20 protein-coding genes and 1 pseudogene are annotated in these 21,980 nt (G+C 73.1%); 14 read left to right on the top strand and 7 right to left on the bottom strand.

Annotated elements, in window-relative coordinates; all coding sequences use genetic code 11:
• Window positions 1-805: pseudogene (locus ABTY04_RS24145) on the bottom strand (hypothetical protein); the annotation flags it as partial.
• A gap of 146 nt (window positions 806-951) precedes the next feature.
• Between ABTY04_RS24145 and ABTY04_RS24140 the strand changes: the two are divergent.
• From ABTY04_RS24140 to ABTY04_RS24130, 3 genes are all read left to right on the top strand, one after another.
• Window positions 952-2,067: an NAD(P)H-dependent flavin oxidoreductase gene (locus ABTY04_RS24140; RefSeq protein WP_352215449.1), complete on the top strand. Its 1,116-nt coding sequence runs from the start codon at window positions 952-954 to the stop codon at window positions 2,065-2,067.
• Window positions 2,068-2,071: 4 nt separating this feature from the next.
• Entirely contained in the window at window positions 2,072-3,652 is a 1,581-nt protein-coding gene (locus tag ABTY04_RS24135) for an acyl-CoA synthetase (protein WP_352215448.1), read from the top strand.
• Window positions 3,653-3,827: 175 nt separating this feature from the next.
• Window positions 3,828-4,781 carry a hypothetical protein gene (locus ABTY04_RS24130; RefSeq protein ID WP_352215447.1) on the top strand — a complete coding sequence of 318 codons (954 nt, stop codon included), beginning with the start codon at window positions 3,828-3,830 and terminating at the stop codon, window positions 4,779-4,781.
• An 83-nt stretch (window positions 4,782-4,864) separates the two neighbouring features.
• On the opposite strand, the gene ABTY04_RS24125 is transcribed toward ABTY04_RS24130, so the two are convergent.
• Complete coding sequence (locus ABTY04_RS24125) at window positions 4,865-7,333, bottom strand: penicillin acylase family protein (protein ID WP_352215446.1); 2,469 nt, start codon at window positions 7,331-7,333, stop codon at window positions 4,865-4,867.
• Window positions 7,334-7,490: 157 nt separating this feature from the next.
• On the opposite strand from ABTY04_RS24125, the gene ABTY04_RS24120 reads away from it, so the two are divergent.
• Both ABTY04_RS24120 and ABTY04_RS24115 read left to right on the top strand, forming a co-directional pair.
• Window positions 7,491-9,026 (top strand): fatty acyl-CoA synthetase, encoded by a 1,536-nt coding sequence (locus ABTY04_RS24120; RefSeq protein ID WP_352215445.1) that lies wholly within the window; start codon window positions 7,491-7,493, stop codon window positions 9,024-9,026.
• Window positions 9,027-9,188: 162 nt separating this feature from the next.
• The gene (locus tag ABTY04_RS24115; RefSeq protein ID WP_352215444.1) at window positions 9,189-9,542 is read left to right on the top strand and encodes a VOC family protein; all 354 of its coding nucleotides are present in this window, start codon (window positions 9,189-9,191) and stop codon (window positions 9,540-9,542) included.
• 127 nt (window positions 9,543-9,669) lie between these two features.
• Here ABTY04_RS24115 and ABTY04_RS24110 read toward each other — a convergent pair whose 3' ends face one another.
• A complete protein-coding gene (locus ABTY04_RS24110; RefSeq protein ID WP_352215443.1) occupies window positions 9,670-10,491 on the bottom strand; it encodes a YhjD/YihY/BrkB family envelope integrity protein in 822 nt (273 codons plus the stop codon).
• Between the two features lie 102 nt (window positions 10,492-10,593).
• Window positions 10,594-11,895 (bottom strand): phenylacetate--CoA ligase PaaK, encoded by a 1,302-nt coding sequence (gene paaK / locus ABTY04_RS24105; protein WP_352215442.1) that lies wholly within the window; start codon window positions 11,893-11,895, stop codon window positions 10,594-10,596.
• 108 nt (window positions 11,896-12,003) lie between these two features.
• On the opposite strand from paaK, the gene ABTY04_RS24100 reads away from it, so the two are divergent.
• Window positions 12,004-12,858: an alpha/beta fold hydrolase gene (locus ABTY04_RS24100; RefSeq protein WP_352215441.1), complete on the top strand. Its 855-nt coding sequence runs from the start codon at window positions 12,004-12,006 to the stop codon at window positions 12,856-12,858.
• Window positions 12,859-12,983: 125 nt separating this feature from the next.
• Window positions 12,984-13,199, top strand: coding sequence for a hypothetical protein (locus ABTY04_RS24095; protein ID WP_352215440.1), 216 nt, complete (start codon window positions 12,984-12,986; stop codon window positions 13,197-13,199).
• A gap of 54 nt (window positions 13,200-13,253) precedes the next feature.
• On the opposite strand, the gene ABTY04_RS24090 is transcribed toward ABTY04_RS24095, so the two are convergent.
• On the bottom strand, window positions 13,254-14,921 hold the full coding sequence (locus ABTY04_RS24090; RefSeq protein ID WP_352215439.1) for an acyl-CoA synthetase: 1,668 nt from the start codon (window positions 14,919-14,921) through the stop codon (window positions 13,254-13,256).
• 186 nt (window positions 14,922-15,107) lie between these two features.
• Here ABTY04_RS24090 and ABTY04_RS24085 point away from each other — a divergent pair, with 186 nt between their 5' ends.
• From ABTY04_RS24085 to ABTY04_RS24065, 5 genes are all read left to right on the top strand, one after another.
• Window positions 15,108-15,908, top strand: coding sequence for a crotonase/enoyl-CoA hydratase family protein (locus ABTY04_RS24085; protein ID WP_352215438.1), 801 nt, complete (start codon window positions 15,108-15,110; stop codon window positions 15,906-15,908).
• Between the two features lie 53 nt (window positions 15,909-15,961).
• The gene (locus ABTY04_RS24080) at window positions 15,962-16,933 is read left to right on the top strand and encodes a Zn-ribbon domain-containing OB-fold protein (protein ID WP_352215437.1); all 972 of its coding nucleotides are present in this window, start codon (window positions 15,962-15,964) and stop codon (window positions 16,931-16,933) included.
• The gene (locus ABTY04_RS24075; RefSeq protein ID WP_352215436.1) at window positions 16,933-17,997 is read left to right on the top strand and encodes a thiolase family protein; all 1,065 of its coding nucleotides are present in this window, start codon (window positions 16,933-16,935) and stop codon (window positions 17,995-17,997) included. Before ABTY04_RS24080 ends, ABTY04_RS24075 begins: the two co-directional genes overlap by 1 nt.
• Window positions 17,994-19,178 carry a thiolase family protein gene (locus ABTY04_RS24070; protein WP_352215435.1) on the top strand — a complete coding sequence of 395 codons (1,185 nt, stop codon included), beginning with the start codon at window positions 17,994-17,996 and terminating at the stop codon, window positions 19,176-19,178. The genes ABTY04_RS24075 and ABTY04_RS24070 overlap by 4 nt, the downstream gene beginning before the upstream one ends.
• Window positions 19,179-19,295: 117 nt before the next feature.
• Window positions 19,296-19,535, top strand: coding sequence for a DUF397 domain-containing protein (locus ABTY04_RS24065; RefSeq protein WP_352215434.1), 240 nt, complete (start codon window positions 19,296-19,298; stop codon window positions 19,533-19,535).
• Window positions 19,536-19,633: 98 nt separating this feature from the next.
• Here the strand turns inward: ABTY04_RS24065 and ABTY04_RS24060 are convergent, their stop codons facing one another.
• Together ABTY04_RS24060 and ABTY04_RS24055 are read right to left on the bottom strand one after the other, a co-directional pair.
• A complete protein-coding gene (locus ABTY04_RS24060; RefSeq protein ID WP_352215433.1) occupies window positions 19,634-20,197 on the bottom strand; it encodes a hypothetical protein in 564 nt (187 codons plus the stop codon).
• A gap of 60 nt (window positions 20,198-20,257) precedes the next feature.
• Window positions 20,258-20,746, bottom strand: a complete 489-nt coding sequence (locus tag ABTY04_RS24055) for a low temperature requirement protein A (RefSeq protein ID WP_352215432.1) — start codon at window positions 20,744-20,746, stop codon at window positions 20,258-20,260.
• A 201-nt stretch (window positions 20,747-20,947) separates the two neighbouring features.
• On the opposite strand from ABTY04_RS24055, the gene ABTY04_RS24050 reads away from it, so the two are divergent.
• Both ABTY04_RS24050 and ABTY04_RS24045 read left to right on the top strand, forming a co-directional pair.
• Window positions 20,948-21,280 (top strand): hypothetical protein, encoded by a 333-nt coding sequence (locus ABTY04_RS24050; protein WP_352215431.1) that lies wholly within the window; start codon window positions 20,948-20,950, stop codon window positions 21,278-21,280.
• A gap of 186 nt (window positions 21,281-21,466) precedes the next feature.
• Window positions 21,467-21,967: a hypothetical protein gene (locus ABTY04_RS24045; protein ID WP_352215430.1), complete on the top strand. Its 501-nt coding sequence runs from the start codon at window positions 21,467-21,469 to the stop codon at window positions 21,965-21,967.
• Window positions 21,968-21,980: the final 13 nt, after the last annotated feature.

Below are 21,980 nucleotides of genomic sequence, written 5' to 3'. Positions count from 1 at the left end.
GCGAGGTGAACAGCTTGGTCAGCGAGGCCAGGTCGAAGACGGTGTCCTCGGCCATCGGGATGCGCTCTGCCGCCGGGAACTCCCGGACCCGGTCGGTGCGGCCGTCGTAGTCCGCGTACCGGACGGCCTCGCCCATCGCGCGGTGCAGGGCGATCGTGCGGCCCCGGCCGGCGAGCACCACGGCCCCGGCGTAGTAAGGGTGCTCGGGGGAGGGGCCGAGGAACCGCCGGGCCTCGTCGGCCACCGCCTCAAGGTGCTTCTCGACCAGTCCCGCCTGGCGTGCGGACCCGTAGCGGAGCCGCAGGCCCTGGAGTGCGCGCCGCTCGGCCGGGTTCCCGGCGGCCCCCGCGGCCCCGGGCAGCGCGGCGTGCAGGACGAGCACTCCGCCGAGCGCCAGCAACCGGGCCCCGACCCGCCGCCGGCTCAGCCCCGGCCCGAACACGCCCGTCTGCGCCCCCGGCTCGCAGCGTGCGCGGTCCCCGCCCGCCCCACCACTGCGGCCCGTGGCGTCGGCCCGATCCCCGGCCCCACGCCCCGCCCCGGCCCCGGCCCCGGCCCCGGCCCCGGCCTCGGGTTCGACCCCGACCTCGGCCCCGCGTGCGGCTTTGGCTCCGGCGCGGGCTCCGGCTCCGGCCCCGACTTCCGTCTCGACCCCGGCCCCGGCCCCGGCCCCGGCCCCGGGCCCCGGCCCCGTCCGGCCGCCGCGGGTTCGTGCTTCGGCCGGGGGCTCGTTCCCGGCTCCGTTGAGGGGGGTCGCGGCCTCTCCTGCGGCGACCCTCCTGTCTGCCGTCCCCTGGTCCTCCATGACCGGTCCTCCCGTCCACCGCCGCACCCTCCCGAAGTATCTGCCCGTCGGCACGGCGGGCCCTGCACCGACGGGCCCGTAAAGAATCTGACGATCCATCAGGAAACCTCTTCCCTCGGCCGCCGCGCTGCGGCATGCTGCCGCCCATGGAGACGGAGCTGAGCAGGAAACTGGGAGTCGAGCACGCCATCTTCGGCTTCACGCCCTTTCCGGCGGTCGCCGCGGCCATCACCCGAGCGGGCGGATTCGGCGTCCTCGGCGCCGTCCGCTACACCGCCCCCGACGACCTCAAACGCGATCTCGACTGGATGCAGGAGCACACCGGCGGCAAGCCGTACGGCCTCGACGTCGTCATGCCCGCCAAGAAGGCCGTCGACGGCGTCAGCGAGGCCGACATCGAGGCGATGATCCCGGCCGGGCACCGCGCCTTCGTCCGGGACACCCTCGCCAAGCACCACGTCCCCGAGCTCGCCGAGGGAGAGGCCTCCGGCTGGCGGATCACCGGCTGGATGGAGCAGGTCGCCCGGTGCCAGCTCGACGTCGCCTTCGACTACCCCATCAAACTCCTGGCGAACGCCCTCGGTTCCCCGCCCGCGGACGTGATCGCGCGCGCCCACGACCACGGCGTGCTCGTCGCGGCCCTCGCCGGCAGCGCCAAGCACGCCCGCCGCCACGCCGAAGCCGGCATCGACATCGTCGTCGCCCAGGGCTACGAGGCCGGCGGCCACACCGGCGACATCGCCACGATGGTCCTGGTACCCGAGATCGCCGAGGCCGTGGCCCCGCTGCCCGTCCTCGCCGCCGGCGGCATCGGCAGCGGCGAGCAGATCGCCGCCGGCCTGGCCCTCGGCGCCCAGGGCGTCTGGCTCGGCTCCCTCTGGCTCACCACCACCGAGGCCGACCTGCACTCCCGCGCCCTCACCGAGAAGCTGCTCGCGGCCGGCTCCGGAGACACCGTCCGCTCCCGCGCCCTCACCGGCAAGCCCGCCCGCCAGCTCCGCACCGAGTGGACGGACGCCTGGGACGACCCTGACGGCCCCGGCGCGCTCCCGATGCCGCTCCAGGGCCTGCTCGTCGCCGAGGCCGTTTCGCGGATCCAGAAGTACGAGGTGGGGCCGCTGCTCGGCACCCCCGTCGGCCAGATCGTCGGCCGGATGAACTCCGAACGCAGCGTCCGGGCCGTCTTCGACGAGCTCACCGCGGGCTTCGAGCGCGCCATCGACCGCATCAACCGCATAGCCGGCCGAACCCGAGAGGTGTGAGCAGATGAACGACCAGCCTCCGTGGGGGTCCCCCCGGACGAAGTCCGGGGGAGGATTCTGGGCCCAGGCCGCGGCCGACCCCGAGCGCACCGTACTGATCACCCCCGAGGGGGAGGAGTGGAGCGCGGGCCGGCTGCACGCCGACGCCAACCGCCTCGTCCACGGGCTGCGCGCCGCCGGGCTGGAGAAGGGCGATGTCTTCGCCGTCGTCCTCCCCAACGGTGTCGAGTTCCTCACCGCCTACCTCGCCGCCTCCCAGGCCGGCTTCTACCTCGTCCCGGTCAACCACCACCTCGTCGGCCCCGAGATCGCCTGGATCGTCTCCGACTCAGGCGCCAAGGTCCTCATCGCCCACGAGCGCTTCGCTGACGCCGCCACCGCCGCGGCCGACGAGGCGGGCCTGCCCGCGAGCCACCGCTACGCGGTCGGAGCTGTCGCCGGCTTCCGTCCGTACGCCGAACTCCTCGACGGCCGGCCCGGGACACCGCCCGACGGGCGCACCCTCGGCTGGGTCATGAACTACACCTCCGGCACCACCGGACGCCCGCGCGGCATCCGCCGCCCGCTCCCCGGCAAGCTCCCGGAGGAGACGTACCTCGGCGGTTTCCTCGGGATCTTCGGCATCCGCCCGTTCGACGGCAACGTGCACCTGGTCTGTTCGCCGCTCTACCACACCGCCGTCCTCCAGTTCGCGGGCGCGGCCCTGCACATCGGGCACCCGCTGGTCCTGATGGACCGCTGGACCCCGCAGGAGATGCTGCGGCTCATCGACGGCCACGCCTGCACGCACACCCACATGGTCCCGACGCAGTTCCACCGGCTCCTCGCGCTCCCGCAGGAGACGAAGGACGCGTACGACGTCTCCTCGATGCGGCACGCGATCCACGGGGCTGCGCCCTGCCCGGACCACGTCAAGCGGGCGATGATCGACTGGTGGGGCACGTGCGTGGAGGAGTACTACGCGGCCAGCGAGGGCGGCGGCGCGTTCGCCACCGCCGAGGACTGGCTGAAGAAGCCGGGAACGGTCGGCAAGGCCTGGCCGATCAGCGAGCTCGCCATCTTCGACGACGACGGCAACCGGCTGCCGCCCGGCGAACTCGGCACCGTCTACCTCAAGATGAACACCGGCGGCTTCAGGTACCACAAGGACGAGGGCAAGACCAAGAAGAACCGTATCGGCGACTTCTTCACGGTCGGCGACCTCGGGCTGATGGACGAGGACGGCTACCTCTTCCTGCGCGACCGGAAGATCGACATGATCATCTCGGGCGGGGTGAACATCTACCCGGCCGAGATCGAGTCGGCCCTGCTCACCCACCCGGCGGTCGCCGACGCCGCCGCCTTCGGGATACCGCACGCCGACTGGGGCGAGGAGGTGAAGGCGGTCATCGAACCCGCCGAGGGCTTCGCGGCCGGGGACGCACTCGCCGCGGAGATCCTGCACCACTGCGAGCGCCGCCTGGCCGGCTTCAAACGCCCGAAGTCGGTCGACTTCATCGAGACCATGCCGCGCGACCCGAACGGCAAGCTGTACAAGCGGCGGCTGCGCGATCCGTACTGGGAGGGGCACGAACGGGCCGTGTGACCGGCTCTAGGCTGAGCAGCGCAACCTTGCGGTCCGGCCGGGCTAAGCGACGGCCGTGCCTGCGGTGGGGCCCGTGGGGGCTTGGGTGAGATGGGCGGCGGACTTCGAACGTCCGATTCAGTCTGCCGTCTCACCGCGCTCCTCCGGCCTGCGCGGCCGGGGGAGGAAGGAAGCCATGAACGCGAGTACCACCTCCCGCCGCTCCCGCGGCTCCCGCCGCCGGTCCCTGGCCGTCGCGGCCGTCACGGCGGCCGCCGTCACAGGCCAGCTGCTCGTGATGTCCCCGATGGCCCAGGCCGACGGAGACCGTGCGGGCCGCTCACCCGCCTCCGGTGTCAACCTGCTGGAGCCGCCGCCGGACCACGACGACCCCTTCGGCGACGAAGACTCCCGCAGGGACGAGGGGCGCGGGGACAACGGCCGCCGGGACGACCTGGGCAAGGGCGAATCCGCCCACAAGGCGGATCCCAAGGTCGTGCACGGACTCCAGGAGTTCAGCTCGGACGGGACCTTCGTCCCGCCGAAGGGCGTCACCTCGGTGTTCATCCAGGCCTGGGGGGCCGGCGGTGGCGGCGGCGGTGGCGGTGGCGGCGGCAGCGCGCCGAACGACGGTGACGGCGGCAGCGGCGGTGGCGGCGGCGGTGGCGGCTTCGTCTGGTGCGCCATCCCGGTGAAGCCGTCGAAGAGCTACACGGTGGTCCTCGGCGACGGAGGCCTCCACGGCAACGGCGGGCCGGGCGGCACAGGCGGCGCGGGCGGCACTGCGGGCACCTCGGGTGCCGCGGGTACGTCCACCACCCTGGCCTCGATCCAGGGCGACATCCTCGTCACGGCCACCGGAGGCGGTGGCGGCGGCGGTGGCGGTGGCGGCACCTCCGCCGACGGCGCGCCCGGCACGCCCGGCGCCGGTGGCACCGGCAGCAGCTGCCGCACGGGCGGCCTGACCCGGCGCGGACTGGACGCCTATGGCAGCATCGGCGGCGGAGCCGTCGACGGCATCGTCGCCACGCCGCCCTCGACCGTCGTCGGAGGCAACGGCGGCGCTGGCGGCCAGGGCTATGAGAACACGGGTGGGCCGGGCGACCCCGGGACCGACGGCGGCAACGGGTACGCCGTCATCTTCTGGTAGTCCGCTCGGGGTTGCCCCGGCCGCGGGAACCGTCACCGGTTCCCGCGGCCGGGGAAACCCACCCGCGGGCCGGGATCTTCGAGTCAGCGGCGCTCGCGCGGCCGGACCACCTCCAGTTGCGGTGAGGCGAGGATGTCCCGCTCGCAGAACCGCGAGGTCACCCACCGCTCCTGGGAGAACAGCCGGGTCTGGTCGGCGTAGTGCGGCGAGGCCGGGTTCGATGACTGGCCGTACGTCAGCAGGGTGCGCGCCACCGGGCAGCGGCCGCCGTCCCAGCCGACCGCCTGGATGTGGCTGGAGCCGTGCACGACCTCCGGATACCCGCCGGCCGCCGCGTTCCACGGCGCCTCGATCTTGTTCCACACGCCCAGGGCCTCGGTGCCGCCCGGCACCGGCAGCTTCTGCCCGCCGCGCACCACGAACTGGTGCTCGCCGAGCGGCGCGTCCAGGGCGATGCCCGCCGCCGTCAGTTCCGCGACCGCGTCCGCGAGCGCCCGCCCGATCCCGGGCGCCGCCTGGTTGAGCGTACGGGGCGTGCGTACGGGATCGGTCGCCGAGAACGGGACCAGCCACAGGTCCTTGGCGGCCGTGCCCGCCGTGAGCCGTCGCCAGAACCGGTCGAAGAGCAGCGCGCCGCGGCTCCCCGTGTCCGCCGTACGGTCCCAGCCGGCCAGCACCGCGCAGGCCGCCGAGACGTCCACAGCCCGGCCGTCGCTCCCGGTGGCCGCGCCGCCGGGCAGGGCCGCGCAGGCCTTCGCCGCGTCGGCCGCCGCCAGGTCGCCGGCCGGTACCCGGTCGGCGAACTGCTGCTTCTGCAGATCGGCCACGGTCAGCCGGCCCTTCGCGGTCATCGCCGCCACGTCTTCGAGGGCGCCTCGGGTGCGCAGCGACCGCGAGGTGCCCGTACTGCCCCAGACCCGCTCGTACCCGGCCAGCGGCCGGTCGGCGTTGGCCAGCCAGGCGCTGTCGTTGGAGTTCTCGGCGTACGGGGCGTCGCGCAGCGTCGGCGCTCTCCCCGGGCCGAACACCCCCGGCTGCACCGCGTCCGGGTCCGACCCGAGCGCGCAGTCACCGCGCGCGCCGTCGAGGACCGCGAGCCCGGACGCCGGGTACGTGGCCCTGCCGAGCGGGGTGGAACAGCGGGCGGCGAGCTCGTCGGTGATCCGGGGGAGCACCTGCGACTGGGTGAACAGCGTGCCGCCGGCCGAGTCCGCGGCGACCGTGTTGACCCAGGGCAGGCCCTGCGTGCGCTTCAGCGCGTCCTGGATCCCGGCGACGGTGCGGGCCTTGCCCATGGCGAGGGCGGTGTCGGAGCCGCGCAGGTTCGCCGCGTTCGGGTCGTTCAACGCGTACGCCGTGCCGGCCGTCCAGGGCAGCGGCAGGCCCGGGCCGAGGCCGGGGACCACGGGCCCGTAGCGGGTCCACCACTGGGTGCGGGTGACGGGAGCGCCGCCCGCCACCTGGACGCTGACCCTTCGCTGCGTCATCTTCTCCGGCCTGCCGTCGACCAGATAGGCGGTCGGGTCGGCCGGGTCCAGGGTGAGCTGGTGGAGGTCGACGGGGGTTCCGGTGGCCACGGTGTGGCTCCAGGCCACCCTCTCGTTGAAGCCGATGTTCACCACGGGGGTGCCCAGCAGGGAACCGCCGGAGACGTTCAATTCGCCGGGTATGGTCTGCTGCGACTGCCAGAACCGGCGGCCGCCCTGCCAGGGGTAGTGCGGGTTCCCGAGCAGCAGGCCGCGCCCGCTCGCCGTGGTGGAGCCGCTGAAGGCCACCGCGTTGGAGCCCATGTCGTAGCGGCCGGTGTCGAAGAAGACCCGGGCGGCCTCGGCGGTCGTGGCCGGGTCGGCTTCCGCAGCAGCCGCAGTACCGGCCGCTCCTGCGGCCGGCCCGTCGGCTGCCGTACCGGCCGCCGGGCCCGGCGGCTGCGCCGCGGTGATGTCGTCGACGGCGCGCCCCTGGCCGCCGAGCACCGAGACGGCGAAGCCCCGGGAGGCCACGTCGAGGGCGGTGACCGGGCGCACCCAGGCGGCGCCCTTGCAGGCCGGGTCGCTGATCTCGTTCTGGGCGAGCCAGGCGTTGTACCCGGCGGCCCAGCCGCGCATCAGCTCCTTGAGGTCCCGCGTGGGGCCGGCCGGAGCGGGCGTGGCGAGGAGCTTCTCGACCGTGCCGGACTCGCGGACGCCCTTGAAGTACAGATCGCTGGAGAGGTTCCGGGTCGCGGAGGACAGCGAGCCGTCGGGCGCCGCGTCGGCGCCGAACCAGCGCGATCGCTCGCCGGCCAGGGTCACGAACCCGTCGGCGAGCACACAGACCTGGTCGGCGGCCTGGGCCCAGCCGGTACCGAATCCGAGGTGCGCGTAGTCCTGGGCCAGGATGTGCGGAATGCCGTTCTCGGTGTACCGGATGACGGCGGACAGGCCGCCGCCGGACGGCCCCCGGTAGGCGGCGGCCGTCGTGGCCGAGGCCTGCGGGGCCGCTGCGGTGGCCGCGAGCACGGCGGCGCCGATGAGGGCGGCGCGCCGGAGCAGCGGGCGGGTACGGAAAAACAACCTGCCTCCCAAGTAGCCTGCGGATGAGCCTGGTTGCCCGTGATACAGGCGGTGCTTGCGTGCCCCACACTCATGCAGGCGCCCTGACGATCCGTCAACATCCTGTTCGGTATCCCGGTTGTTGACCTTGGGTGTGTGCGGAGACGAGGATCGCGCCATGACGGCAGCGCAGACGGGGCAGGCGACGGGGCGATCGGTGCGGCGGAACACGGTCGACGGGCTGGTGCGCGACAGCGCACTGCGGGTCCCCGGCCGGGTTGCGGTCCGCTACCGGGAGCGGACCTGGACGTACGCGGAGCTCGACGCCGCCGTCTCCACCGGCGCCGCCGTCCTGCGGGAGCGGTACGGACTGGCCGAAGGCGACCGGGTTGCGACCTTCGCCCACAACTGCGACGCCTATCTCCTCGCCTTCCTCGCCTGCGCCCGTGCCGGGCTCACACACGTTCCGGTCAACCAGAACCTCACCGGCGAGGACCTCGCGTACGTACTGGACGACTGCACGAGCGCGCTCGTCCTCGCCGACCCGGACCTGGCCGGGCGGATCCCGCAGGGCCATGCCGTACGGCCGCTGCGCGACGCGCCCGGCTCCTTCCTGGCGGAGCTCGCCGGCCCGCTGCCCTTCGCGGCGGACCGCGATCCGGACGCCGTGGTGCAGCTGCTCTACACCTCGGGGACCACCGCGCTGCCCAAGGGCGCGATGATGACGCACAAGGCGCTGGTCCACGAGTACGAGAGCGCGATCGAGGCACTGGACCTGGCCGAGACGGACCGCCCCGTGCACTCGCTGCCGCTCTACCACTCGGCGCAGATGCACGTCTTCCTCCTCCCGTACCTGGCGGTGGGCGCGCAGAACACGATCCTGGACGCGCCGGTCGCCGAGGAGATCTTCGGCCTGGTGGAGGAGGGGCGGGCGGACAGCCTCTTCGCGCCGCCCACGGTGTGGATCGGGCTCGCCAACCACCCGGACTTCGGGCGCCGCGAACTGGGCGGGCTGCGCAAGGCGTACTACGGGGCCTCGATCATGCCGGTGCCCGTCCTGGAGCGGCTGCGGGCGCGGCTGCCCGCACTCGGCTTCTACAACTGCTTCGGCCAGAGCGAGATCGGGCCGCTGGCCACCGTCCTCGGGCCGGACGAGCACGAGGGGCGGATGGATTCGTGCGGGCGGCCGGTCCGGCACGTCGAGGCGAAGATCGTCGACGAGGACGGCGTGGACGTGCCGGACGGCACGGCGGGCGAAGTGGTGTACCGCTCACCCCAACTCTGCCTGGGCTACTGGAACGCCCCGGAGGCGACGGAGAAGGCGTTCCGGGACGGCTGGTTCCGCTCAGGAGACCTCGCGGTCCGGGACGCGCAGGGGTACTTCACCGTCGTCGACCGGGTGAAGGACGTCATCAACTCGGGCGGTGTTCTGGTGGCTTCCCGGCAGGTCGAGGACGCGCTGTACACCCACCCGGGGGTGGCCGAGGCGGCGGTGGTGGGACTGCCCGACGAGCGGTGGATCGAAGCCGTGACCGCGTTCGTGGTGCCGCGCGGAGAGGTGACGGAGGCGGCGCTGCTGGCGTACGCGCGGGAGAGGCTGGCCCACTTCAAGGCCCCCAAGCGGGTGCTGTTCGTGGACGCCCTCCCGCGCAACGCCAGCGGCAAGGTCCTCAAACGCGAACTGCGGGACCGGTTCGGGCCGCAGGAGCGGTAGTGGCGTGGACGCGGGTTCCTGCAGTGATGGGCGATCTGGTGGTGGTGGCCGGACTCGTCGCCGGCAGTGAACTCTCCCGTGAATATATGACTCAGCGTCAGGTCGCTGTGCACGAGGGAAGCTTACTGGTCACTGCCACCCCGGCAGGGCTGCGCTCGGCGGATGACCTTGGAATGGGAACAGGTAATTGTCCACTCGGCAGATCCGGTGGCCTTGGGACAGTGGTGGGCCGAGGCTCTTGGATGGGTTGTGGTCCACTCCTCTGATGAGGAGTTCGAGATCCGGCCGGAGCCCGACCGCCTGCCGGGGCTGGACTTCGTCCGGATTGACGAGAGCAAGAAGGCCAAGAGCCGGCTGCATCTCGACTTCAGGCCTGACGACCAGGACGCCGAGGTGGCTCGTCTGGTGGCTCATGGCGCACAGCGTGTCGACATCGGCCAGGGTGATCAATCGTGGGTCGTATTGGCCGACCCCGAAGGCAACGAGTTCTGTGTCCTCGGGCAGCGGCGCCAGTAATCGAGCGTGTGGTCCGTTCCGCTCCACGTTCCGTGGTCACCGTGCCGGTCGACGTCTGCGGGAGCGGGACGCGTGCCACCTGCCGGACGGGGCGTACCTCGGCCTGCGCCTCGCCTGAGCCGGCTCCTCATTCGGGCAGCAGCCCGGTGTTCCGGAGGCGACGGCGGACGAGGTGTTCGTGGACGAGGCGGCCGACCAGGGCGCCGCCGTAGACGACGAAGCCGACGCCGACCAGCCAGGACTGCACGACCAGCAGCGTGCCGAAAGGGCCGTACGTGACGGCGTTGGACGCGATCAGCGGTGAGAACACCAGCTGGGAGAAGACCCGCAGGCCGAGCAGGCCCAGGCTGGTCGCCACCGCCCCCGGCAGCAGGGCCTGCCAGCGGACCCGGCCGCCGAGCAGCAGCCGCTGCGAGCCCCAGAAGAACAGGCAGGTGCCGACGAGATCGCCGGCGGTGCCCAGGATCGTGCCGAGCGCGTCGTCCGACGGCGGGGGGATCTCGACGAGCAGCCCGAGGTAGCAGACCAGCAGGGCGAGCCAGACGACGTGCCGCCACATGGTGTGCCAGCGGGCTGTGGGCAGGTCCCACACCTTCTCGTACCCGGTCTGCACGGCCGATCCGAAGGTCAGACCGAAGACGGCGAGGGCCGCGAGCCCGAAGGCCGTGGTCCGCTCAAGCGCCAGGTCGGCCGCGCCGAACAGCATCTCGACGCGGGCCCGCGAGGACGCGGTGACCCCGAGGGCCTGGCCGAGCCAGCGTCCGAAGCCGGAACCGCTGCCGGGGGCGGCGGCCGCGACGACGACCAGCAGCGGCACCAGGGTCAGGAATCCGAGGGCGGCGAAACCCATGGCCCGGTGCATGAGCTCCATCTCCCGCCCCCGGCTCCACGCCAGTCCGGCCTGGGAAGCCTGGAGCCGGTCGTGGAGCTTTCGGAAGATCGAGGTCACGCCTCATGGACTACCCGGACGGACCCGCCGGCTCTCGGAGGCTCCCCCGAAGTAGGCCCGAAGGGGTGGTTTCGAGGACGCGCACGCGCGACAGGGTGCGCCCTACCGGTCTTCGCGGAGGTCCACCAGTCGCTTGATCTTGCCCACCGAGCGCTCCAGCGTCTCCGGGTCGACCACCTCCACCCCCACGGAGACCCCGATGCCCTCCTTGACCGCACGGACCACGGCGGCGGCCGCCGACTCCCGCTGCCCGGCATCCGCCTCCCGGCGCGCCTCCACCCGTACGGTCAGGGAGTCCATCCGGCCTTCCCGCGTCAGCCGCAGCTGGAAATGCGGGGCCAGGCCCGCCGTCCGCAGCAGGATCTCCTCGATCTGGGTCGGATAGAGGTTGACCCCGCGCAGGATGATCATGTCGTCGCTGCGCCCGGTCACCTTCTCCATGCGCCGGAAGGCCGGCCGGGCCGTACCGGGCAGCAGCCGGGTCAGATCCCGGGTCTGGTAGCGGATGACCGGCATGGCCTCCTTCGTGAGCGAGGTGAACACCAGCTCCCCGGACTCGCCCTCCGGCAGCACCTCCCCGGTGAACGGGTCGACGATCTCCGGGTAGAAGTGGTCCTCCCAGATGTGCAGGCCGTCCTTCGTCTCCACGCATTCCTGCGCCACACCCGGGCCGATCACCTCGGACAGGCCGTATATGTCCACCGCGTCGATGTCGAGCCGCTGCTCGATCTCCCGGCGCATCTCCTCGGTCCAGGGCTCCGCGCCGAAGATGCCCGTGCGCAGCGAGGTGCCGCGCGGGTCGATCCCCTGGCGCTCCATCTCGTCCAGCAACGTGAGCATGTACGAGGGGGTGACCATGATGATTTCCGGCCGGAAGTCCTGGATCAGCCGGACCTGGCGGTCGGTCATCCCGCCGGACGCGGGGACGACCGTACAGCCGAGCCGCTCCGCACCGTAGTGCGCGCCGAGGCCACCGGTGAACAGGCCGTACCCGTAGGCGATGTGCACGACCTGGCCCGGTCTGCCGCCCGCCGCCCGGATCGAGCGGGCCACGACGTCCGCCCAGGTGGAGAGGTCCCCGTCGGTGTACCCGACGACGGTGGGGCGGCCCGTGGTGCCGCTGGAGGCGTGGATGCGGCGCACCTCGGAGCGGGGCACGGCGAACATCCCGAAGGGGTACTGGTCGCGCAGGTCGGCCTTGGTGGTGAAGGGGAACAGGGAGAGATCGGCGAGGGAGCGGCAGTCGTCGGGGTGCACGCCGGCCTTGTCGAAGGCCTGCCGGTAGTGCGGCACCCGGTCGTAGGCGCGGCTCAGGGTGGCGCGCAGCCGCCTCAGCTGGAGCGCGGCCAGCTCGTCGCTGCTCAGCCGTTCGCCTTCGTCGTGGACATCCGCGTGCGCCGTCATGCCGTCACCTCATCGTGAGCCGCCAACCGACCGATCATTCGGTAGATTGCCTCAGCCCGGCGGCTAAATCAATGACTCGAACGAGTGATCGCATGATGGGATGGGCCCATGCCGATTTTCAACACCTACGACGGAACCGCACTCGTCTACCACGTCCGGGGCGAGGGCGAGCCGCTCGTCTGCCTCCCGGGCGGCGCCATGCGGGCCTCCGCATACCTGGGCGACCTGGGCGGGCTGACGGCCGGCCGCCGGCTGATCCTCCTCGACCTGCGCGGTACGGGCGACTCGGCGGTCCCGGCGGACGAGTCCACCTACCGGGTCGACCACCAGGTCGCCGACGTCGAGGCTCTCCGGGTCCACCTCGGCCTGGAGCGCATGGACGTGCTGGCCCACTCGGCCGCGGGAAACCTCGCCCAGCTGTACGCGGCGGCGCACCCCGACCGCCTGCGCCGCCTGGTCTTCGTCACCCCGACCTGCTGGGCCGTGGACCTCGACGCGACCCCGGAACAGCGCCTGGAAGTGGTCCGGGTGCGCTCGGGCAGCGAGCCCTACGACACCGCCATCGCTGCCTACGAGCGGATCCTGGCGGCCGCCACCCCGCCCACCCCGGCCGACTGGCGCCAGGTGATGCCCCTCGCGTACGGGCGCTGGGACGAGGCGGCGCGCGCCCACCTCGCCGCGAGCGACGGTGAGAAGAACGCGGCGGCGGGCGCCGCGTTCGCCGGCCCGGGTGCGTTCGACCCGCCCGCCACGCGGGCCGGGCTCCGCCGTGTCGCCGGCGAGGTGCTGGTGCTGGCCGGGGAGCTCGACAGCAACCCCACCCCCGCCGTGGCCGCCGGACTCGCGGCGCTCTTCCCGCACGGCGCCGCCGACGTCCAGGCGGGCGGCGCGCACTTCCCCTGGCTGGACGACCCGCAGTGGTTCGCCGCCCGCGTGGAGCGCTTCCTGGCCACCGGGTCCTGAGCACCGCGGGCTCGCCGGGGGTGCGGGCCGGGCGGCAGGCGGCCGCCCGGCCGACGGCGTACGGTCGAAGGAGATGCCCCGGCCGCACGAGACGCGACCCCGAGGCGTGAAGGGAGGCGGCGGCGATGTCCGTCATCGACCCCGCGGTATCGGTACGGCTCAGCGCCTCCGGCGCCCGCCGCCTGGCCGGGCTGCTGGACGAGGTGACCCTCCTGCTCGAAGATCCCGGCCCGGTGCAGCTCACCGACGAGCAGGCCGGCGTGCTGGGCCGGGGCGCGGACCGCGACGAGCTCGTCGCCTGGACCCGCACCCTGACCGCCGAACTGCGCTCCCAGCTGTAGCCGGAACCCGCAGGCCCCGTGGGACCCGCGGGCTTCCTCCGCGGCCCCGCGGGATCAGTGCGCCGTGTCCGTGTCCGTGCCCGTGTGCGCGTCCGCGTCCGCGTCCGCCTGCGTCGCCACCGACTTCGCCCAGCGATAGTCCGCCTTGCCGCTCGGGGAGCGCTGGATGGCCGGGGTGATGACCAGCTGACGCGGGATCTTGTACCCCGCGAGCCTGGTCCGGCAGTGGCTCCGGATCTCCTCCAGGCTCGGCTCCGGGGCCCCCGCCCGGACCTGGACCACCGCGGCGACGTGGTTGCCCCACTTGGCGTCCGGCACCCCGGCGACCAGGGCGTCGTACACGTCCGGGTGGGACTTCAGCGCCTGCTCGACCTCCTCCGGATAGACCTTCTCGCCGCCCGTGTTGATGCACTGCGAGCCGCGCCCGAGGACCGTGACGATGCCCTCCTCGTCCACCGTCGCCATGTCCCCGAGCAGCACCCACCGCTCGGAGCCCTTCCGGAAGAACGTCTCCGAGGTCTTCGCGGGGTCGTTGTAGTAGCCGAGCGGGACGTGGCCGCGCTGCGCGAGCCGTCCCGGAACCCCCACCGCCACGGGTTCGTGCGTCACCGGATCCACCACCTGTGTACGGTCGTTGACCAGGAGGCGGAAGCCCTTCCCGGGGCCCGAGTCGTCGGCAGCCCTGCCGTTCGAACCGGATTCGGAGGACCCGAAGTTGTTCAGGAGGAGCACGTTCGGCGCCAGCCGCCGGAACTCGGCCCGCACCGTCTCCGACATGATCGCCCCGGACGAGGAGACGCTGAACAGCGAGGACAGGTCGGTCCCGGCGAGGGGGCCGTTCAGGGCGTCGATCAGCGGCCGGAGCATCGCGTCGCCCACCAGCGACACGCTCGACACCTTCTCCTTCTCGATCGTGCGGAGCACCTCCTCCGGCACGTACTTGCGGTGGATCACCACCCGCTGGCCGTAGTTGAAGGCGATGAACGAGGTCAGCGTCGACGTACCGTGCATCAGCGGGGGAGCGGGGAAGAAGGTGAGTCCGGCGCCGCGCGCCGCCACCCGCTCGGCCAGTTCCTCGGGCCGCTTCACCGGCTCGCCCGAGGGCTCGCCGCCGAAGAGACCCGCGAAGAACAGGTCCTCCGCGCGCCACATCACGCCCTTCGGCATGCCGGTGGTTCCGCCCGTGTAGATGATGAAGAGGTCGTCGGGCGAGCGGGGCGCGAAGCCGCGCGCGGGCGAGCCGGCCGCCTCGGCGTCCGCGTACGCAACGGGCGCGATCGAGGGCTCCGGGACGCCCTCGGGAGCCGCCCCGACACGGATCAGGTGGCGCAGCTTCGGCGTCTGCGGAAGGGCGGCGGCCACCCGCCCCGTGAACTCGCCCTCGAAGACGAGCGCCGCGAGGTCGGCGTCGTCGTAGAGGTAGACCAGCTCCTCCTCCACGTACCGGTAGTTGACGTTCACCGGTACGAGGCGGGCCTTCAGGCAGGCCAGGACGGTCTGGAGGTACTCGATGCCGTTGTACAGGTGCAGGCCCAGGTGCTCGCCCGCCGTCAGGCCGCTGTCCAGCAGGTGGTGCGCGATGCGGTTCGCCGCGGCGTCCAGCTCGGCGTACGTGAGGCGGCGCTCGGCGCCGGTCCCGGGGTGGTCCACGTACACAAGGGCCTCGCGGTCCGGGACCACGTCGACGACCGACTCGAACAGGTCGGCAAGGTTGTACTCCACCGTTCCTCCTCACCCCGGGGTTTCCCGTTGCGGGCCCATGGCCGCTCTTCCCGGCGGTCATTAGAGCGCCGCTCGGCCCAAGTGGGAAGGGCGCGCTCCAAGAAATCTGACTGTGTGTCAGAAAACTATTGAACTGCACCGGGCCCTCCTGCAACCTGTTCTAGGTCTTGAGACGGGAGGACGGCAATGGGTGGGACGGAACACCTCACCGTGGAGCGCCACGGCGCCACGCTGGTGCTCACCATGAACAGGCCCGAGGCGAAGAACGCGCTCTCGCTTCCGCTGCTGGTGGGGCTGTACGACGGCTGGCTGGAAGCGGACGCCGACGACACGATCCGCTCGGTGGTCCTGACGGGCGCGGGCGGGGACTTCTGCGCCGGGATGGACCTCAAGGCGCTGGCCGGGAAGGGGTTGGCGGGCGACCGGTACCGCGACCGGCTGAAGGCCGACCCCGACCTGCACTGGAAGGCGATGCTCCGCCACCACCGGCCGCGCAAGCCCGTGATCGCGGCGGTGGAGGGGTACTGCGTGGCCGGCGGGACCGAGATCCTGCAGGGCACCGACATCCGCGTCGCGGGCGAGGGGGCCACCTTCGGGCTCTTCGAGGTCAAGCGGGGCCTGTTCCCGATCGGCGGCTCGACGGTACGGCTGCCGCGGCAGATCCCGCGGACGCACGCCCTGGAGATGCTGCTGACCGGCCGGCCGTACTCCGCGCAGGACGCGGCGCGGATCGGGCTGGTCGGGCAGGTCGTCCCCGAGGGGGCCGCGCTGGCCAAGGCCCTGGAGATCGCCGAACAGGTCAACGCGTGCGGGCCGCTCGCCGTCGAGGCGGTCAAGGCCTCGGTCTACGCGACCGCCGAGATGACGGAGACGGAGGGGCTGGCCGCGGAACTCGTCCGCGGGTGGCCGGTCTTCGACACGGCGGACGCCAAAGAGGGCGCGCGGGCGTTCGCGGAGAAGAGGCCGGCCGTGTACCGGCGGGAGTAGCCGGGCCGGATGTGTACGTGTTTTTGACCGTTCCGAACATCGGAGAGCCGCTCATGACAGCAGCCGCGTCCCCTCCCGAAGTGCTTCGCGCCCCCCTCGTCGTCGAGTTCCCCTTCACCCGCTCCCTCGGGCCCGTCCAGAGCGCCTTCCTCACCGGACTGCGCGAACGCGTCGTCCTCGGCGTCAGGACAGCCGACGGGAAGGTGATGGTCCCGCCCGTCGAGTACGACCCCACCACCGCCGAGGAGATCCGCGAGCTCGTCGAGGTCGGCGCCACCGGGACCGTCACCACCTGGGCCTGGAACGGCGCACCGCGCCCGAACCAGCCCCTCGGCACCCCCTTCGCCTGGGTCCTCGTCCGCCTCGACGGCGCGGACACCGCGATCCTGCACGCCCTCGACGCTCCCGGGCCCGAGGCCGTCCACACCGGCATGCGGGTACGGATCCGCTGGGCCGGGGAGCGCACCGGGGCCATCAGGGACATCGCCTGCTTCGAGCCCCACGACAGCCCGGAAGCCGCGAAGGCCACCCCGCACGACGGACAGTTCGCCGACGCCGTCACCGGCATCGTCGCGGCGGCCCGCCTCGACTACACGTACAGCCCCGGCCGCGCCCAGACCGCATACATCAACGCCCTCGCCGAGCAGCGGACCGTCGGCGAGCGCTGCCCCTCCTGCCACAAGGTGTACGTCCCGCCGCGCGGCGCCTGCCCCACCTGCGGGGTCGCCACCACGGACCAGGTCGAGGTCGGTCCGGCCGGCACGGTCACCACGTACTGCATCGTCAACATCAAGGCCCGGAACGCCATGAACGACGCCATCGAAGTCCCCTACGTCTACGCCCACATCGCCCTCGACGGCGCCGACCTCGCCCTGCACGGCCGGATCGGCGGCATCCCGTACGACCAGGTCCGCATGGGCCTGCGCGTCGAACCCGTGTGGACGGAAGGCGGCCGCCACCCCGACCACTACCGCCCCACCGGCGAGCCGGACGCGGACTACGACGCGTACAAGGAGCTCATCTGATGCCCCGGACCGGACCCGCCCGTGACGTCGCCGTCGTCGCCTTCGCGCAGAGCGACCACCTGCGCCGCACCGACGAACTCAGCGAAGTCGAGATGGTCATGCCGGTCCTGCACCAGGTGCTGGCCCAGACCGGCCTGAAGGCCGGCGAGATCGGCTTCACCTGCTCCGGATCCAGCGACTACCTCGCCGGACGGGCCTTCTCCTTCACCATGACCCTCGACGGGGTCGGCGCCTGGCCGCCGATCTCCGAGTCGCACGTGGAGATGGACGGCGCCTGGGCCCTGTACGAGGCCTGGGTCAAGATCCAGACCGGCGAAGCCGACACCGCGCTCGTCTACGCGTACGGCAAGTCCTCGCCGGGTTCGGTACGCGACGTCCTGACCCGGCAGCTCGACCCGTACTACCTCGCGCCCCTCTGGCCCGACTCGGTCGCCCTCGCCGCCCTCCAGGCGCAGGCCCTGATCGACGCGGGCGAGACCGACGAGGACGCCCTCGCCGCCGTCGGCGCCCGCAGCCGGGCCGCCGCCGGGGCCAACCCGCACGCCCAGCTCGGCGGCACCGTCCCGCAGGGCGACTACCAGGTCCGGCCGCTCCGTACGGGCGACTGCCCGCCCATCGGCGACGGCGCCGCCGCCGTCGTCCTCGCCGCGGGCGACAACGCGCGGCGGCTGTGCGCCCGGCCCGCCTGGATCACCGGCATCGACCACCGGATCGAGGCCCACGGGCTGGGCCTGCGCGACCTCACCGACTCCCCGTCCACCCGGATCGCCGCCGAGCGCGCCGGAGTCTTCGAACGCCCGGTGGACACGGCGGAACTGCACGCGCCGTTCTCCTCCCAGGAGGTGATCCTGCGCAAGGCGCTGGGAATCGGCGCGGACGTCGCCGTTAACCCGTCGGGCGGGGCGCTCGCCGCCAACCCGGTGATGGCCGCCGGCCTGATCCGGATCGGCGAGGCCGCCGCCCGGATCCACCGGGGCGAGTCGGACCGGGCCGTCGCGCACGCCACCTCCGGCCCCTGCCTCCAGCAGAACCTGGTCGCCGTCCTGGAAGGGGACCGAGCATGAGCACAGCGGGCACACCGGGGAAGGAGCCGGTGGCCGTCGTCGGCATCGGCCAGACCAAGCACGTCGCCGCCCGCCACGACGTCTCCATCGCGGGGCTCGTCCGCGAGGCCGCGGCGCGCGCCCTCGCCGACGCCGAGCTGACCTGGGCGGACATCGACGCGGTCGTCATCGGCAAGGCCCCCGACTTCTTCGAGGGCGTGATGATGCCGGAGCTCTACCTGGCGGACGCCCTCGGTGCGGTCGGCAAGCCCATGCTCCGCGTCCACACGGCCGGTTCGGTCGGCGGTTCCACCGCCCTCGTCGCCTCGAACCTCGTCGCGGCCCGGGTCCACCGCACCGTCCTGACCCTGGCCTTCGAGAAGCAGTCCGAATCCAACGCCATGTGGGGCCTGTCGCTGCCCGTCCCCTTCCAACAGCCCCTGCTGGCGGGAGCTGGCGGGTTCTTCGCCCCGCACGTGCGCGCGTACATGCGGCGCACCGGCGCGCCCGACACGGTCGGCTCGCTCGTCGCGTACAAGGACCGCCGCAACGCGCTGAAGAACCCGTACGCGCACCTGCACGAGCACGGCATCACCCTGGAGAAGGTCCAGGCCTCGCCGATGCTGTGGGATCCGATCCGGTACTCCGAGACCTGTCCCTCCTCGGACGGGGCCTGCGCGATGGTCCTCACCGACCGGGCGGGCGCGGCCCGTTCGCCGAGGCCGCCGGCCTGGGTGCACGGCGGGGCCATGCGCAGCGAGCCGACGCTCTTCGCGGGCAAGGACTTCGTCTCCCCGCAGGCGGGCAAGGACTGCGCGGCCGACGTCTACCGGCAGGCCGGGATCACGGACCCCCGGCGGGAGATCGACGCCGTGGAGATGTATGTCCCGTTCTCCTGGTACGAGCCGATGTGGCTGGAGAACCTGGGCTTCGCCGAGGAGGGCGAGGGCTGGAAACTCACCGAGGCAGGGGTCACCGCACTCGACGGCGACCTCCCGGTGAATCCCTCCGGCGGGGTGCTGTCCACGAACCCCATCGGCGCCTCGGGCATGATCCGATTCGCGGAGGCGGCCCTCCAGGTGCGCGGCCGGGCCGGTGAGCACCAGGTTCCGGGCGCCCGCCGGGCCCTGGGCCACGCGTACGGCGGCGGCGCGCAGTTCTTCGCGATGTGGCTGGTGGGGGCGGAGGAGCCGAGTTCCTGAACGGAAGCGCTCCGCGAGGCCTGGTGCCGGACCGGCCACGGGTGACTCACCGTGGCCTGTGCGGCACCCCCTGCGATGGTTACTCTGGCCCCACGACGTACCGGGAGGAGCACGCACGTGGCCGAGAGCATGATTTCGCAGCCTCTGGCCGGCTGGGGCAAGCCGGACCTCGATCTCAGCAAGGCAGACTGGCAGTCGAGCAGCCGGGGAGCGGGAGACGTCCAGATCGCCTTCGTCGAGGGGTTCATCGCGATGCGCAACAGCGAACGCCCCGAGAGCCCCTCGCTGATCTTCGCACCGGACGAGTGGCGCAAGTTCGTCCTGGGCGCCCAGGGCGGCGAGTTCGACCTGACCTAGCGGGACCCGGCCCGAGCACGGCCGGCCGCCGCCGGCCGGACGCGGACGGCACGGGAAAGGGCCGGGCATCCCGCAGGGTGCCCGGCCCTTCCGCCTGTTCACCCGGAGGCCGCCGGGGAGGCAGGACCGCCGTCCTTGCGGCGCGGGTTCATGCAGTCGAACACGACCTGGCCCGACGCCCGGTCGAAGTAGAAGTCCCCGTCGTCCCGGCCGCCGCCGACCAGGGTGTCGAACTTCCTGCTGGACAGCCACCGGGCGTCGGCCGGCAGCACGCTGCGGATCTCTGCCGGCACGTCCTCGGGGGTGGCCGGCGCGAAGGCGTACGACGGATCGTCGAGGTACATGCGGACAGCGGCCGCATCCTGCGGCGTGAGCACCCCGAACAGGCGCACGTCCGTGGGACCGGGCACCCGTGCACCGGAACTCGGCTGCATGCCGCACCAGGCGGTCGAAGCGACCGGCCCCAGCTCGGGGAACCTGGCGGAGACCGGGTCGGTCTCCCTGTGCACCGTGCACGGCCCCGTCAGCCGACCGTGCCCCGGCGCGGTGGACGGGGCGGCGCGCGGAGCGCCGCCGGCCTCCGCGGTGCACGCACCGAGCACCGGCACCGCCACCACCGCGGCGAGCGGGCCGCCCAGCAGCCTCGTCCACCTCGTCGTCATCGCCGTTCCCCCTTCCGCCGGCCGGAAGCCGAGGAGCCTACCCGCCTCCCCGGCGTTCGATCACCACCCGCGGCCACGCGGCCGCCAGCACCAGCAGCCACACCAGTTGTACGGCGGTGGCCTCCCGGGCCACCGCCCCCGCCACCAGCACGACCGCCGGGGAAGGCCCCACCCGCAGCAGCGTCGCGCGCGCCCGCGGCCCGAGGAGGCCGCCGCCACCCCCGCGATCGCCAGGTACACCCCGAGGCTCCCGCACATCAGCCACCGCACCGACTCGGGCACCGGATGGTCCGTGTACTCCACCGAGTTGCCAAGTGCGGCCGCCAGCGCCGCCACCGAGCCCGCCACGAAGCAGTGCAGCACCAGGATCAGCCGTGCCGGGAGCACGTCCCACTCCAGCAGCGGCACCCCGTCCGCCCCGTGCCGCAGCGACAGCGCCCACAGCAGGAACAGCAGCAGGAACGCGCCGGTGCCGACCCCGTAGAGCGCCGCATCCCACTCCACCTGCGACGCGGCGGCCACCATCTGGGCGACCGCCTCCCCCAGCACGATCAGCAGACCGGATCCCGCGCGGGATCCGGAACCCTTCCTGCAGGACCCGGTGGTACGGGCGGCCTGGCCGAGCCGGAGACCGCGCCGAGCCGGGGGCCGGTGCCGCAGGCGCCGGCTGACTGGTTCGCGCAGGGCGCGCGGCAGCCGGAAACCCTCTTCCGGGAGCTCGGGCCGGGCGTGCCGGGCTAGACGTGGCCGGTGGACTCCGCGGAGCACACGGGCGGCTTCTGGCTGCGCATGCAGACCATCGAGCCGGCGGTGCACCGGCGGGAGGCGGAGTCCACGACGGGGACGCCGGTCCCGGTCGACACGGAGATCGCCGTGGACGCGGTCCCGCAGACCTTCGAGACGATGGCCCCCTCCCGGCGGGCCGTGACCGGGGCCCGGCCCGGCCGGTGCGGGCGGCCCGGCAGACGCACGGGCTTCGCTCTCACCCGCGCGGCCCACTCCGGCCGCGCGGGCCGGCGAGGCTCGGGATCCCCCGGACGGAGTCCGGCGGGCTTTCCGAAGCCCGTGGCCCGCCCGGCCTGAGCCGCCCGCCCGGCCCCGGCGCCGAGGCCCCGGGTCCGACGTCCGGGCCCTGGCCCCGGCCCGCGTCGGGAGTCGGGGACGGGCGCGGAGGGTCCGCCGTCGGGGGTGGGCGGGGGCTCGGGGGCGCCGGGGCGCAGGGGCGGGGCCCGGGGCCGGAAATGCCGGGCGGGCACGTACCATGGCGGCATGTCCTTCCTCCGCCGCAACCGCGCCGCCACACCCGCCGGCCCGGAATTCGACGTTCTGGCCATGGACCCGGGGGACTGGCCGGGCAATCTCGGGGCCGGGCTGCTGCCGGCGCCCGACGGCAGCTGCCAGGGCGTCTTTCTCCGCTACGACCTGTTCGGTGGACGCGGCCCCGCAATGATCATCGGCAACCTCCCCGAGGGCTCCCCGGCCCGGGAGCTCGCCGAGGGCCAGGTCCCCTTCGAGGTGGCCCAGCTCCTCGACGCCCTTGAGAACGACGAGGACGTCGAGGTCACCGGCATCGAAGACTGCCCCGTCATGCAGGGCGACAACCTCCTCATCGTCCGCAAGGTCAAGCTCTCCGAGGGCCGGATCAGCTGCGTGCAGTTCGACCGCAGCGACAACGTGCTGGTCACCATCGCCAGCTGGGACCGGCCCATCACCGACGACCTCTACGCCCTCCTGAAGCCGCTCCCCGCCGAGCTGTTCCAGCAGGGGTAGGCGCCGCCGGCGG

It is taken from the genome of Streptomyces sp. NPDC097981, assembly GCF_040302565.1.
Taxonomy (GTDB): Bacteria; Actinomycetota; Actinomycetes; order Streptomycetales; family Streptomycetaceae; genus Streptomyces.
The sequence above is the reverse complement of the archived record's forward strand: the minus strand, read 5'-3'. Positions and strand labels throughout refer to the sequence as shown.